A 14,418-nucleotide genomic window follows, 5' to 3' on the forward strand; every position below is an offset into this window, starting at 1 on the left:
GGTGGAACCCGAATCGCTTATTCCATTCATTCCGTTCATTGCTAGGCGTTGGCGCTATTGAATGATTTTCTTGCACTCCAGTAATGGAGACTCTCTGGAAGGATTAGTGAGATGTTCTGGCTTTCTGGACAAGTGCTCCATTACGCGCAATCCAAGGACGGGTGTTGAACGCTAGGCACCGCCTTCTGGAGACAATATGTGCAAAGTCTGGAGATCTTATGGAGAAGTGGATTTATCCTCCATCATTGGATTGAACTCAGGTAAAGTGAGGGTCACACAATTCAAGACAATTGGAAGCAACCATAGCCCTTATGACGAATAGCATTGCGATAGTAGAAGACGACATTGATCAACAGCAAAATTATGCTGAGGCATTATCCCTCCGCGGTTTTACCCCCTACTGTTACTCCAATGTCGCATCCGCATTAGCGGGTATATCTGAAGTAAAACCAGATATTGTGTTGTTAGATGTTGTGCTTGAGGATGACCCGGATGGCGGCTTCACAATTTGCCGGAAATTGCTGGATCAAGGGGCTAACTTACCCATCGTATTTCTAACTGATCGTTCAGATGAAATCGATCAGGTCTTCGGCCTAAGACTCGGAGCATGGGATTATCAAACAAAACCCATCTCACTGTCGTTATTGGCAGAGCGGGTTAAGTCTGTATTGCGTATTCATTCCGCTAGACAGAGCCTTTTTTCAGCCTGTTCTCCAGAAGGCACAGCCTTTGATGGCGCCCTAAATCAAAACAACACCGCGACCAGCGATCAAAGCCCTTTGAACATTCATCATGAAACCTCTTTTGTGTCGTGGAAGGGGCAGACAGTGCCATTGACGCTCACAGAGTTTCGATTGTTTGTTGCCATTCACGATGCGGGCGCGCAAGGCATTGATTATCAGACCCTGAGCGAGAGTACGATGCAGCGCATGGTGACCAATGGCACCATCAATAGCCACATTAAAAATCTGCGTAAGAAGTTTAACGAAATCGACCCAGAATTTAATTCAGTGCTCAACAAACCAGGGTTTGGTTATCGATGGGAAGCGCCCTAATGCCGCGCTTTGGTATTAAAGCCCAAATCACCCTATTAAGCTTGGGCTTACTTTCTATTCCCTGGTTTGCGTGGTCGTATTGGCAAGAGATTCAGCAAGCCGCAATCACTACTCAGGGCCGAGTGCAGCTGATCGAAACCAAAGCCATCGCGACCAGCCTCGTTGCGACGCAAGAGAACATTGCCGAATTACTAGCTGCAGACGACAACAGCCTCGTCGAAAAGCACGCGTTAAGCGCGCCTTCTGTAGCTGCGCCGATCCGCCTCGATGGAAACCTCGGTGACTGGAATGGCCAACAAAAACTATTAACGTCATTTGAATCTAGCTTTTCTATCTGGCAGTCGGACCCTGAGCTACCGGCTGAAAGCGCTTTTGGACTTGCGTTGGCGCAGACACAAAGATATCTCTATGTTGCACTGAATGTGCGGGATAACGTCATACAAGAGCGCCAGGCGAATCATCTTAGACTCGATTACAATGACCATGTTCAGCTGACCTACCAAGATACATTGGGCGCCATCAAGCGTGTTCTCATCCCGGCACAAGGGGAAGGTAATCTAGCCAGCTATTTTACTGACTTTGATTGGAAATACGGCGTAGATAACACACACCCAATTTCCGGCGAACTAACGCCGAGCCATCAAACCGGCATACAGGGATTTTGGCGAAACACAGAGCAAGGTTATGTGATCGAACTTCGCATGCCGACCACTAAGTTAAATGCGCTCGACCCTAGGTTGCACATCGCTGTCGTTGATGTTGATGAGAAACCCACATTGGGGCCGAGCGCTATTGTCGCCAGTTTGCCGAAACAACTAGCGAGCGAACTCAATCCCTTAGGTCTCCATGCGCGCGAGCTACAACGCGTTATTGAACAACTAAAGACCACCTATGCCAGACTCTGGGTATTTGATCGCAAAGGTCGTGAATGGGCCTATGGTGGACGGGAAGCGCACGATAGTATTCAACCTCTGGCCTTCGACACTCAGTGCGTGCAAGACGCGCTTCTTGTAAAAGATAGTCCATTACAATACGTCTCCAACCTTAACGGAGAGCTAGAACGTATCATCGCTTGCCATCCAATTATCGAGCAAGGACGTGTATTGGGCGTGGTTGTAATAGATGAATCCGCAAAACATGTACTAGGAAAAGAAGAAGACAAAATACAGGCAATTGCAACGCGTCTTGCACTCGCAGTGATCGGCGTTGTATCGGTGTTTTTTGCGTATGCTGTTCTACTTGCAAGGCGTATTGCCCGACTGAATAACGAGTCAAAAACCACAGTAGACCAACACGGTCGAATCGAGATCACGCAACTCGAAGCCAGCAAAGATGTTCCAGACGAGATTGGTGATCTATCGCGCACAATGACGGCCCTACTCCAAAAACAACAATCCTACACCGATTTTCTGGAGAGGATTCCGCAGACTCTGCGCCACGAAATTGCCAACCCACTGAACAAGCTCAAAACATCTCTGGAGCTCTTACAAGAAACCAGACCGGAACTTTCCAATGATCGATACATCAAACGGCTTTCAGCCGGTACAGATCAAATTAACCAGATAACAACCCATCTTACCGAAGCCGCAAGCTTAGAAGGCGCTATTCAATCAGAACGCTTGGCTAAGATGGATTTAAATCAATTCCTACAAGGCTATTTTGAGAGCTGGAAAGAGCCGGTTAAGGTGCAGCCATTTGCGCCTGTTCTGTTTGAGATCCTTGGTGATACAAGTCGCCTTGAGCAACTTTTCGACAAGCTCATGGATAACGCCACCAGCTTTTGCTCAAAAGACGGTGCGGTCCTCATCACCGTAAAGCAGGAAAAGCATTTTCTACAAGTAGACATCACCAATGATGGGCCGCCGCTTGCCACCGAAAACATCGCGCAATTGTGCGCGCCTATGTCGACAAATCGGTCCAGTGGTGGAGCCATTCATTTGGGGCTGGGGTTACATGTCGCCAAGCTCATCGCTGAAAAACATCAGGCAAATATACTGGCGAAAAACAGACATGATGGAAGTGGCGTGACGTTTAGTGTTCTTTTTAAATGCTAGCTAGGCGGCGTATCGCAATCAGTAGGGTCCGATTACGACGATACATGCGCAATATCAGCGGTGTTCAATAGAGCGTCAGCCCGCTCTAGAATCGAAGAAATCGAAAGGCAGACACCGCGACACGCAAAAAAAATCATCCGAGCCATCGCAGACCCGGATGAAAGAGTGGCGGCCTGTTATGCTTTTACCTTTCGACGACTAAAACCAAGCCCAGCTAAACCGAAGCCAAGCAACAGAATCGATGCAGGCTCCGGCACGCTTATCGGTGCGCCCGGAACAAGGTTTGAAATGAGCTGCGCTTGTGTTTCATGTCCTTCGAAGTAGAAAAACTCGAATGCATAGGTTCCCGTTACACCAGCAAATGGATCAGATAGCCAAGTCGACCCCGGTGGCTGAAGACCGTCGAAGCTAGAAAGCTCTTCTGTATCTTCGAAAATTCCATCCATATTTAGATCAAAACCAGCCGCAAAGCCGTCATCGGATGTCACCGACAGAACACCTCCGTTTACCAGTTGTGCGGTACCGGTAAATCTCCAGAGCGACTCCCCCATGTAATGATCAAAATCAATACCATCACCCAGATCGTTATCAACGCGGTTCGTGATGGTCGCGGTCATACCCGTTAAAAACTCGTCTACGGTGCCGATATCGAAGGTTGGCGTTGCGTTTGGTCGGCCAAACTCTAGCTTGTCGGTATCGAACTCAAGTTGCGGTCCACCCGCTATCGCTGCCTGCGCTTCTGACAGCGTTGAAACATTTTGTAGATCATAGTATTCACCATGAATGGTGAACGCATTGGCGGCTTGGATCGTCGCGGCCATAAAAATGACTGGATACACAATCTTCTTAAGTAAGCTCATCGGTGCTAACTCCCTTTTTCTTTATTTTGGTGTTTTCGTCAACCTGACGTTCCAAAATCAAGCTAGGAAAACGCCACATGAAAATTCTGTTAAGAAATTCAAGGTCTTAACAAAGCGCCTAGAAAGCCTAATGTGAAAAACTGTAAAAGAAGCTGACGTTTGCAAGCCCCAGAACAGGAGAGATCAAACGCTGGACTGACGAGGATTAAGGCCGCTTACGCGAAAAACGATCCAGACACTTGATTAAGAGGCGTCGAACGCGTGCTCGGGCAATCATCGTTACTGAAACAGAAACAGCAACCGAAACACCTCACAGCCTTGTCTCCTGAGTCAGTTGTATTCACTCAAGTTTGATATATATTTATTGAACGTGATTTCAAGTTCTGTCGTCGCGCCTAAGACATGCCCTCATAAGAACGCGCTTACTGGAACAAGCGCACTTCCACACGGAGCAGTAAATAATGTCGAATAACTCTGATGAAAGACTTTCAAATGATTTATTGAAAGGGTTTGTCATTCCTCCTAGACCCCAGATCGTCGCTGATCTGCAGATTGAATCTGCAATGCCCTACCCCGACATCAATGTTATTGCCAGTATTATTGCGAAAGATGTGGGTATATCCGGCAGCCTTATAAAAGCGCTTAAATCCCCTCTGTTCGGCTTATCCGGAACGATTAAATCTATTAATCACGCAGTAAGTCTTATGGGCTTGGACAGTGTCGTCGGTATTGCTACTTCACTATCCTTAAAAAGCGTATTGAGCGACGACAATGTCACCGGTCTAAATCGCTTCTGGGATACCGCAAATGACGTGGCTAACGCTTCAGTGATCGTGTCGAAATACCTTGGCGTTGGCTCTTCTGATGAAGCTTACTCTCTAGGCCTTTTTCATGATTGCGGCATACCGCTGATGATGATGCGATATCCTGATTACCTCGAAGTGCTCGAAAAAGGATACCAAGACAGCGAAAGAAGAGTGATAGACGTCGAGAACGAGCATTACAAGACGGACCATACCGTACTCGGCTACTACACGGCCAAGACTTGGAAGCTTGCAGACCACATTAGCGAGATCATCTCTTACCACCATTGCGTCGGAAAAATATTTGAACTCGATCGGAAAAACAGGACGCTAAAAAAAGATTTACTGTTGGTTCTTAAAATATCAGAACATATATGCGGCTCTTTCCGCACATTGGGCGCCTGCAGTATTGACCATGAATGGGAGAGAATTAAAGACGAGCTCTTGGACTATGGTGGCCTGGTTGAAGACGATATTCTCAACATGGCAGATGAGTGTAAAGAAGCAGGCATCGGCTTATTCTAACAACAATGCTTGCCCTGCATTCCAACTAACGTATTCCATCTGAAACATTCACCGCTCACATCCTGCATTGTGCAACAGGCAACTCCTCAGAGCTTAGGCTACGGCGATGGCCTGTAGCGCATCGCGGAGCTGCCCGGTGATCGGCGAAGGCTTGTTGGTCTCGCGATCAACAAATACGTGTGTCATCGCTCCGTACGCACAAGCTTGCTCTTGCCCCTCCTTGAACAAGGCTACGCCGTAATCCACCGAGCTATTGCCAATGCGATCTACACGTAGTGCGCCCACTAAGGACTCGGGAAAGGCGATACTTTGCTGATAAACACAATTCGAATTAACGATAAAACCGATCTGCGCGCCATTCTGAATATCCAGTCCACCTTTGTCGATAAGATAGGTATTCACCACGCTATCAAAATACGAGTAATACACCACATTGTTCACATGGCCATACACATCGTTATCCATCCAGCGGGTCTGAACATTCTGAAAATGTCGGAATGTATTTTTAAAAACTGGCTGTTTCGCCATTACGCTATTCCTTTAAGCAATTAAGCAATACCCTTAAACGATCCCTTTGAAGGCCGCCTGATAGATCGCAAGCGCGTCATCGCGCGTTACTTCCTTCGGGTTATTCTGAAGCAAACGAGTCTGAAGCATCGCATCGTCCGCTAAAATTCCAAGATAAGACTCTTCGATTCCCATCTCTGCCAAACTGGTCGGCAACCCGAGATCTTTAACTAAGTCTTCAATATACTCAATTAAGCGGCAAACGGCCGACGCCAATTGGTTCTCTTCAGATTCGCTCTCACTAGAGACAGGAGGTACAAGATCCGGAGCAATATAGGGTATTAGTTGTGCATAAAGCGCACCACAGGCCGACTTGTTAAAGCGCATCACGTGCGGCAGAACAAGCGCATTGCTTAAGCCATGTGGAATATGAAAGTGCCCACCCAAGGGATAAGCCAAAGCATGAACAGCGGCCACCGGCGCATTGGCGAAAGCTTGCCCCGCTAAGCAGGCCCCAAGCAACATATTTTGGCGCGCTTCGATATCAGCACCATGATACGTCGCTTGCTTAATATTGTCTGAAAGCAACCGGAGTGCCTGAGCGGCAAGTAGATCGGAGTATGGGTTCTTTTTAATCGCACTGGTGTAGGCTTCGATGGCATGCACCATTGCATCAACGCCGGTCGCCGCAGTGACATGTGGAGGCAAACCCAGTGTCAATTCAGCATCCAGCAGCGCAATGTCTGGAAGAAGCGTCGACGATACAATGCCGGCCTTGGTTGTTTCGCCAGTGGTCACGATGGATATGGGGGTGACTTCAGAACCGGTGCCAGCGGTAGTCGAAACAAGAATTAGTGGCAAACGAACGCCTACAACCTGATCGATACCGTACATAGCTTGCAATTCTTGGCCCGAACCAAGTGCAGCTGCAACAAGCTTAGCGGTATCCAAAGAGCTTCCGCCACCAAAGCCTATCACGCCGTCAGCGTTATGCTGCTTGGCGCATTCAATCGCTGCCAAAACCACATCTTCTGGTGGATCAGCAACCACATCAACAAAGTAGTCTGTTTCAAGCTGTGTCGAGGAAACCGCGTCTTTTAATTGATCGAGTAAGCCACAAGCAACGATACCCTGATCACTAATAACAATTGGACGGCCAATCTCTAGGCTGCCACAAAGCTCCCCCATTCGTTTTAACGAACCCGCTTCGCTGATAATGCTTTTTGTTGTATTAAACTGAAATGCGTTCATCGTTCTAACACTCGCTGGATAAAACCTCGAGTTGCATGCTAGAGCAATGAGCGCCACGTTTCACTAACCCAAAGCAAAAAACTAAGTCAGAGCACTCCGGTTGTGTGCTTTGTCAAAATCAATACTTGGCCCTGCCGGCACAATACCTGTTGGATTTATATTCTTGTGCGATACGTAATAGTGCGCTTTGATCACATCCATATTGACCGTTCCGGCAACACCGGGCTGTTGATATAAGTCTCTTACATAGTGAGACAAAGCCCGGTAATCCGCAATCCGCTTCAGATTGCATTTGAAGTGACCAACGTAAACCGCATCGAACCGGATGAGCGTTGTAAACAAACGCCAATCGGCCTCTGTGATATCGGAGCCAACCAAATAGCGCTGTTCCGTGAGCCGCGCTTCAAGCTGGTCGAGCACCCTAAAAACGTCTTCAACCGCCTCTTCATAGGCTGACTGAGTTGTTGCAAATCCCGCCTTGTATACGCCATTATTAACATGGTCATACACCAAGGCATTCACCTCATCGATTTGCGCCGTCAGAGGCTCAGGGTAGTAGTCGCCCGGCTTTGCTCCGATATGGTCAAAAGCACGATTGAACATGCGGATAATTTCGGCAGACTCATTGCTCACGATGGTATGCTGCTTTTTATCCCACAGCACCGGCACCGTCACCCGCCCAGTATAATCGTGTTGCGCAAGAGTATAGATCTCATACATTCGCTGTTTGGCATTTACAGAATCTGGAATCACACCCTCGCCTGGGTAAAACGTCCAACCCTCCTCACCCATGAATGCGTTGACCGCTGATACCGTTACCATATCCTGCAGCCCTTTTAACTCTCGGAATATCAGAGTTCTGTGTGCCCACGGACACGCGTATGAAACGTACAAATGGTAGCGTCCGGCCTCAGCCTCAAAGCCCCCGCTACCAGAGGGTCCGGCAGAGCCGTCAGGCGTTACCCAGTTCCTAAAACTTGAATCTTTGCGTACAAACTTGCCGCCCGTTGACTTGGTATCGTACCAATCCGTTTGCCACTTACCTTCTACTAATAACCCCATGCTTGTATCTCCCCTTGCGTTGGATGACTGCGAAAAGCCTTAGGCGGCAGAGCGACGATTATCAATGGAGTAGGCTCCGGCGCCATGCGCAAACACCATCAGAAACCCACCAGCAATGCTGATATTCTTCATAAAACTAATCATCTGCATTTGGTCTGAAAAATCTGCGTGAAATAGAACTGCAGACACAATACAAAAACCCGAAAGCGCAAGCGCGGCAAGCCGAGCCTGAAAACCCACAAGTACTGCAAGACCACCAAGCACTTCCAGAGCGATCACGAACGGAAGCAAAGCGCCAGGAACGCCCATCGCCTCCATGTACCCCTGCGTGCCCGCGTATCCAGATATCTTGCTAATACCTGATGTGATAAAGATGAGTGATAGCAAAACGCGCCCCACTGGCGCAGTCAAAAGTTGTAGTTGATTCATTACTTTGTCCCTTCGTTTAATTTAAATGACAGGACCAATGTTAAGCGTGAACCTTTGAGGGAGACACCGTAAAAGTTTGAACGGATTGTTCAGAATAAACGAACAATGGTTTACGAACACAGGTCGCCAGGTCGCTGTACTGAACCAAGCCAAGCGCACGTTGAGAATGTACGCTAGAAGAGACACACGACAGCAACCTTAATCTACGTATACAGCAACGGATGTTCAGGAATGATCTTGGGCAATACCGGCTCTCGGCCTTCATCTTCGGCAAACAAGGTGGTGATGATCAGCCTCGGCTCTGCGACAAAGGAAACCGGCCCCATCGCGCTTACGGACTGACTCACATTGTAATAACGAACAAGCTGACTGTTCTGTTCAAATTGCACGCGATAACTGCTCATAGGCTCAAGATTGGCTGCCCGTTGTTTCCAGCCAAACGGCACTTCCGGGTATGCCATTAGCCTTTCTAATAAGGCCTCATATCGCACATCGCCGGTCAACACACTTTCTTGCTTGATCGCCATTAAAATGAGCGACAACGAATTCATTCTAAGATCTTGTGCGTCTTTGAAGGACTGACAGGTAAACAAAAAGTCGTGGTAATTGGTAATCGCCGCCATGCCTCCGCTTAAATCAACCATGCTATCAAAACAGAAGGACGCCCATGCCTCGTTAACCATCAGGATTGTGCCGAAGCTATCCATCAACACGCTAGGGTTTGGGTCAAGTGCTCTTAAGGTACGAGTCATTGCCTTGCGCAACCAACGATACTTCGAATCTTCAAACGCCACAGGCTCGGCAGGCGGCACATGTCCCGCCGCCAGAAAAAGATACGCCGCATCGCGATTACCTAGTTCCATTACCCGAGCCAGATTCTCGATCATCGCAAAACTGGGCATAGCTTTACCATTCTCCATGCGCGAAATATGGCGCGTTGAGGAGCTCGCCTCAAACGCCAGCGACTCTTGACTAAACCCTCTAATCTCGCGCCAGAAACGCAGTAACTCCCCAAAAATAATGCGTTTAGTGTCGTCATCGGGGTTGTCATTAGACTGGAGATTGGCATTTGTCACTGCGGGCTTAGGCATAAAAAGGAGCGTCTCGAACAGAAAAGAATGTATTTTTTAGTTACCCCGACCTCATAGGTCATGGCTGAAGAACTTGAGATACAAGACTATATCAGAAATAGATCACCAACCTGTTAGAGGACTTTGCACATGGCGGCACCGATTCTAAGCGATCGCGAACTTGATTTTATGCTCTATGAATTTCTCAATGTTGAGGCGATGACGACACGAGAGCGATATCAAGATCACGATAAAGATACCTTTAAAGCGACGATATCCACTTCAAAAGCCATTGCCGAAAAATTCTTCCTACCCATTCGCCACAAAGTAGATGCGAACGAACCACATTTTGACGGTGAAAAGGTGCATCTCATTCCTGAAATTAAACCGGCGATCGACGCCATTATCGATGCCGGTCTGCTGAGCCCGTCAAGCGACTACGAAATGGGCGGGATGCAGTTGCCAGAGGCCGTTGCAAATGTCGCCTACTCGTACATCTCGGCCGCTGCAAATGCGACCGTGGGCTATGCCTCACTGACCGATGCAAACTGCAATCTAATCGAAGCCCATGGTACCCAAGAGCAAATCGAAAAATGGGTGAAGCCTCAGCGAGAAGGACGCTTCTACGGCACCATGGCCATGACAGAACCTGGTGCAGGCTCTGGACTCGCCGACCTCATCACCTCTGCCGAGAAGCATGAAGACGGCAGCTATCGCATCACCGGCAACAAAATTTATATCTCCGGTGGAGACCATGAGTTGAGCGAAAACATCGTGCATCTAGTATTGGCTCGCGTTAAAGGCGCACCGAAAGGTGTGAAAGGTATTTCGTTATTTATCGTACCGAAGTTCCTTGTGAATGAAGACGGCTCAATCGGTGAACGCAATGAGGTTGCGCTTGCGGGACTCTTCCACAAAATGGGTGGTCGCGGCCACACCTCCACGGCACTCAGTTTTGGAGAAGATAAAGGCGCAGTCGGATATTTGGTTGGTGAAGAAAACCAGGGGCTGCGCTACATGTTCCACATGATGAACGAGGCACGCATTCTTGTCGGTACCGGTGCGGCACTGACAGGGCTGACGGGTTATCAGTACTCGTTATGGTATGCAAAAGAGCGCCCGCAAGGCCGACTTGTTTCAAATAAAGACCCTCTTTCCGCTCCAGTAAACATTATTGAACACCCCGATGTGCGCCGCATGCTGTTGCTGCAAAAGGCCTACGCTGAAGGGGCTTACTGTTTGTGCCTGTATGGCAGCCAGCTCTCTGATGATAGCCGAACGGCACCATCCGTCGAAGAAAGGGAAAAGGCACAGCTACTTTTGGATTTTCTGACCCCTGTCATCAAAACATGGCCATCCGAGTATGGCCCGAAAGCCAACTATCAAGCGATTCAAGTCCTTGGTGGGCATGGCTACGTCAATGAGCATCCTGTTGAAATGTTCTACCGCGACAATCGCTTGAATCCAATTCACGAAGGCACAACCGGCATTCAGTCATTGGACTTAATGGGCCGTAAGGTACCGATGAATAACTTCGCCGGATACAAAGCGATGATGGCAGAAATCGGCACAACCGCAGCTGCTTGTGCCAACGGAGAGCTCGCCGACTATGCGAATCAACTCAATGAGGCCGTTAGCCTTTTGAACACCACCACGCAAAAGGTCTTTGCTGCTGCGCAAACACACGATTTAGATCTCGCATTCTCGAACTCGGTCAGCTACCTCGAGCTGTTTGGCCATGTTGTCATCGCATGGCTCTGGTTGCGACAGGCCGATATCGCAAGTAAGGCGCTTGCGACAGACAAAGGCAAAGACGATGCAGACTTTTATCTTGGCAAGCTACAAGCCATGAAGTTTTTCTATCAGTGCGAGTTACCGAAGACCAAACACTGGGCTGAGCTTGTTGGAGAACTAAACAGCACACACTTTGACATGAAAACCGAATGGTTCTGAGGCGACACAATGCATATCATCACGAAAGAAGAAATGAAGCAGCAGATTGATCGTACTTTCATGTCAGATTGGTTTGAAGTCACACAAGACCGAATAAACCAGTTTGCAGATTGCACTTTGGACCATCAGTTCATTCATGTCGATCCGCAGCGCGCTGCAGAAACAGAATTTGGCACGACGATCGCGCATGGCTTCTTGAGCTTGTCGATGTTATCCCACTTTGCGGAATCCTTCGGTACCATGATCGAGGGAACATACATGGGCATTAACTTTGGCTTTGATAAAATTCGTTTTATCAGCCCGGTCAAAGTAAACAGCCGAATACGTGCCGTGGCAACGCTTAAATCCATCACGGAGAAGCGCCCCGGCCAGTTCCAATTTCTTACCCATATTAAGGTGGAGATTGAAGGTTCCGAAAAACCAGCACTGCTTGCAGATTGGCTGACCATGCAATTAGTGAAGTAAAGACATGGAATACATATTCCATCAACACGAAAAGATGAAGGTTTAGAAAATGACAATTAATTTCACTGGACAAGTCGCCATCGTAACGGGCGCGGGTAATGGTCTTGGTCGTTCACACGCACTGGAGCTCGCAGCGCGTGGCGCGAAAGTTGTTGTAAATGATCTTGGTGGCGCACGCGATGGTAGCGGCGCATCTTCTGCAGCCGCAGACGAAGTTGTACAAATCATTAAAGAAGCAGGCGGTGAGGCATTTGCACACGGTGCAAACGTAGCAAACTACGCTGAAGTGGAAGATATGGTTAATCAAACCATGGAAAAATGGGGCCGTGTTGACGTGCTGATCAACAACGCAGGCATTTTGCGCGACAAAACCTTCGCAAAAATGGATTTGGCAGATTTCCAACTGGTAGTGGATGTTCACCTTATGGGCAGCGTTAACTGTACCAAAGCCGTGTGGCAGATCATGCGGGATCAGAACTATGGGCGTATCGTCATGACCACATCATCCTCCGGTATGTATGGCAACTTTGGCCAAACCAACTACGGCGCTGCGAAAATGGCGGTGCTTGGTTTCATGAACACTCTTGTTCTTGAAGGCGCGAAAAACAACATCCGTGTAAACGCGCTTTCTCCAACAGCGGCAACACGTATGACGGAAGACCTACTCAGCGAACAGTTGCTTGCGATGCTTCAACCTGAAGCCGTAACCGCTGGATTAATCACTTTGTGTCATGAAGATGCGCCAAACCGACTTATCCTTTGTGCAGGCGCTGGCGGTTACGCAAGCACACGCCTATTCGAAACGGAAGGTGCATTCATCCCTGCAGAAGAGCAAGCTGGCGAAGCAGTATTAAGTAAAATGCCAGAGATTTGCGACACAGACCGTCAATCAGAATTGGCGTCGGGTCCAAGTCAAACTGAGAAGTTCCTTAAAATGGCCGCAGCACATCTCGCTGCAAACGCATAAGGTGACCAAGATGAGAGAAGCAGTAATTGTAAGTGCAGCTCGCACCCCAATCGGAAAAGCGTATCGCGGAGCATTCAATGACACAGAGGCACCGAGCCTTTCTGCGCACGCTGTTAAAGCCGCCGTTGAGCGCTCTGGTGTAGATCCGGCTGAAATCGACGACTGCGTATTCGGCGCAGCACTCCAACAGGGTACGCAAGGCAGCAATTTCGCTCGTGTTGTTGCAATGGCTTCGGGCCTGCCTGTTAGTGTTGCCGGTATGACGCTGGATCGTCAGTGCGCCTCAGGAGTCATGTCCATCGCGACGGCGGCGAAACAAATCATGGTAGATGGCGCGCCAATCACGATCGCTGGCGGTTGTGAGTCCATCTCTTTGGTGCAGAATGACAAGATGAACATCACTCGCATGATCGACCCAAACGCGGTCGCACATGCTCCAGCCTTGTATATGCCCATGCTCGATACAGCAGAAGTGGTTGCCAAGCGCTATAACATCTCGCGCGAAGCGCAAGACGAGTATGCGGTTGAATCACAAGCGCGCACTGCCGCAGCGCAGGAAGCCGGCAAATTTGACCAAGAGATTATTCCTGTTACGACGACCAAACTGGTTCAAAACAAAGAAACCGGCGAAATCAGCAAAGAAACCGTTACGCTAGTTCAGGATGAAGGTAACCGTCCAGGCACGAACTTCGAAGGTCTTTCTGGCTTGCGCACCGTGCGCGAAAACGGCTGCATCACAGGAGGCAACGCATCCCAACTCTCTGATGGCGCTGCCGCGGTTGTGATGATGGACAGCAAGCTGGCCGAGCAACGCAATCTGAATGCCTTGGGTATTTACCGCGGCATGGCTGTGGCGGGTTGTGAGCCAGATGAAATGGGCATCGGTCCGATCTACGCAATTCCTAAGCTATTAAAGCGCTTTAATCTCACAATGGATGACATCGGTTTGTGGGAGTTAAACGAAGCATTTGCCGTTCAGGTTATCTACTGTCGTGACAAACTTGAGATTCCACACGATCGTTTGAACGTAAACGGTGGCGCTATCTCTATCGGCCATCCTTACGGCATGAGCGGCGCTCGCATGGCAATGCACGCGTTAATCGAAGGGAAACGTCGTGGCGTTCGCTATGTTGTTGTGACAATGTGCGTCGGCGGTGGCATGGGCGCAGCGGCGTTGTTCGAAGTCGCGTAATACCCAATCCACGTCAGACGGTTAGACGCATCACAAGGCGCATAGCATCCACTTTGCGCCTTTGTTTTATCTGCAACAGTGTATTGCTAACCGTGCCTTTTTACGCAACACGCCAAGTGCTATGGTTACGGTTTTACTTGGGGTGACATAACGTCCTCCAAGCAACTATAAACAGGAAATGCGCCATGGCCGAGATTTTGACGATCTGCCTTGTCATTGTTGGTT

Annotated in this window: 13 protein-coding genes; 7 read left to right on the forward strand and 6 right to left on the reverse strand. The window is 48.9% G+C overall.

The features are described 5' to 3' along the window. Positions 1-311: 311 nt before the first annotated feature. Both A3751_RS17900 and A3751_RS17905 read left to right on the forward strand, forming a co-directional pair. The gene (locus tag A3751_RS17900; protein WP_068458379.1) at positions 312-1,055 is read left to right on the forward strand and encodes a response regulator transcription factor; all 744 of its coding nucleotides are present in this window, start codon (positions 312-314) and stop codon (positions 1,053-1,055) included. Then, entirely contained in the window at positions 1,055-3,109 is a 2,055-nt protein-coding gene (locus tag A3751_RS17905) for an ATP-binding protein (RefSeq protein WP_068458382.1), read from the forward strand. Before A3751_RS17900 ends, A3751_RS17905 begins: the two co-directional genes overlap by 1 nt. 176 nt (positions 3,110-3,285) lie before the next feature. On the opposite strand, the gene A3751_RS23085 is transcribed toward A3751_RS17905, so the two are convergent. After that, a complete protein-coding gene (locus A3751_RS23085; RefSeq protein WP_068458384.1) occupies positions 3,286-3,969 on the reverse strand; it encodes a PEP-CTERM sorting domain-containing protein in 684 nt (227 codons plus the stop codon). A gap of 461 nt (positions 3,970-4,430) precedes the next feature. Between A3751_RS23085 and A3751_RS17915 the strand changes: the two genes are divergently transcribed. Continuing rightward, the gene (locus A3751_RS17915; RefSeq protein ID WP_068458387.1) at positions 4,431-5,297 is read left to right on the forward strand and encodes an HDOD domain-containing protein; all 867 of its coding nucleotides are present in this window, start codon (positions 4,431-4,433) and stop codon (positions 5,295-5,297) included. A gap of 93 nt (positions 5,298-5,390) precedes the next feature. Here A3751_RS17915 and A3751_RS17920 read toward each other — a convergent pair whose 3' ends face one another. The 5 genes from A3751_RS17920 to A3751_RS17940 form a co-directional block, all read right to left on the reverse strand. Continuing rightward, the gene (locus tag A3751_RS17920; protein WP_068458388.1) at positions 5,391-5,825 is read right to left on the reverse strand and encodes a thioesterase family protein; all 435 of its coding nucleotides are present in this window, start codon (positions 5,823-5,825) and stop codon (positions 5,391-5,393) included. 33 nt (positions 5,826-5,858) lie between these two features. Then, positions 5,859-7,055, reverse strand: a complete 1,197-nt coding sequence (locus tag A3751_RS17925) for an iron-containing alcohol dehydrogenase (RefSeq protein WP_068458390.1) — start codon at positions 7,053-7,055, stop codon at positions 5,859-5,861. Between the two features lie 81 nt (positions 7,056-7,136). After that, complete coding sequence (locus A3751_RS17930; RefSeq protein WP_068458393.1) at positions 7,137-8,117, reverse strand: glutathione S-transferase family protein; 981 nt, start codon at positions 8,115-8,117, stop codon at positions 7,137-7,139. A gap of 39 nt (positions 8,118-8,156) precedes the next feature. Further along, complete coding sequence (locus A3751_RS17935) at positions 8,157-8,546, reverse strand: DoxX family protein (protein ID WP_068458396.1); 390 nt, start codon at positions 8,544-8,546, stop codon at positions 8,157-8,159. 203 nt (positions 8,547-8,749) lie between these two features. Further along, complete coding sequence (locus A3751_RS17940; protein ID WP_068572747.1) at positions 8,750-9,637, reverse strand: helix-turn-helix domain-containing protein; 888 nt, start codon at positions 9,635-9,637, stop codon at positions 8,750-8,752. A gap of 129 nt (positions 9,638-9,766) precedes the next feature. Here A3751_RS17940 and A3751_RS17945 point away from each other — a divergent pair, with 129 nt between their 5' ends. From A3751_RS17945 to A3751_RS17960, 4 genes are read left to right on the forward strand one after another with little or no spacing between them, the layout of a single operon-like run. Next, the gene (locus A3751_RS17945; RefSeq protein ID WP_068458398.1) at positions 9,767-11,569 is read left to right on the forward strand and encodes an acyl-CoA dehydrogenase; all 1,803 of its coding nucleotides are present in this window, start codon (positions 9,767-9,769) and stop codon (positions 11,567-11,569) included. A gap of 9 nt (positions 11,570-11,578) precedes the next feature. Next, positions 11,579-12,034, forward strand: coding sequence for a MaoC family dehydratase (locus A3751_RS17950; RefSeq protein ID WP_068458400.1), 456 nt, complete (start codon positions 11,579-11,581; stop codon positions 12,032-12,034). Positions 12,035-12,083: 49 nt separating this feature from the next. Continuing rightward, positions 12,084-13,001: an SDR family NAD(P)-dependent oxidoreductase gene (locus tag A3751_RS17955; protein ID WP_068458402.1), complete on the forward strand. Its 918-nt coding sequence runs from the start codon at positions 12,084-12,086 to the stop codon at positions 12,999-13,001. Between the two features lie 10 nt (positions 13,002-13,011). After that, positions 13,012-14,193, forward strand: a complete 1,182-nt coding sequence (locus A3751_RS17960; protein WP_068458405.1) for an acetyl-CoA C-acyltransferase — start codon at positions 13,012-13,014, stop codon at positions 14,191-14,193. Positions 14,194-14,418: the final 225 nt, after the last annotated feature.

This window comes from Oleiphilus sp. HI0080, from assembly GCF_001635135.1.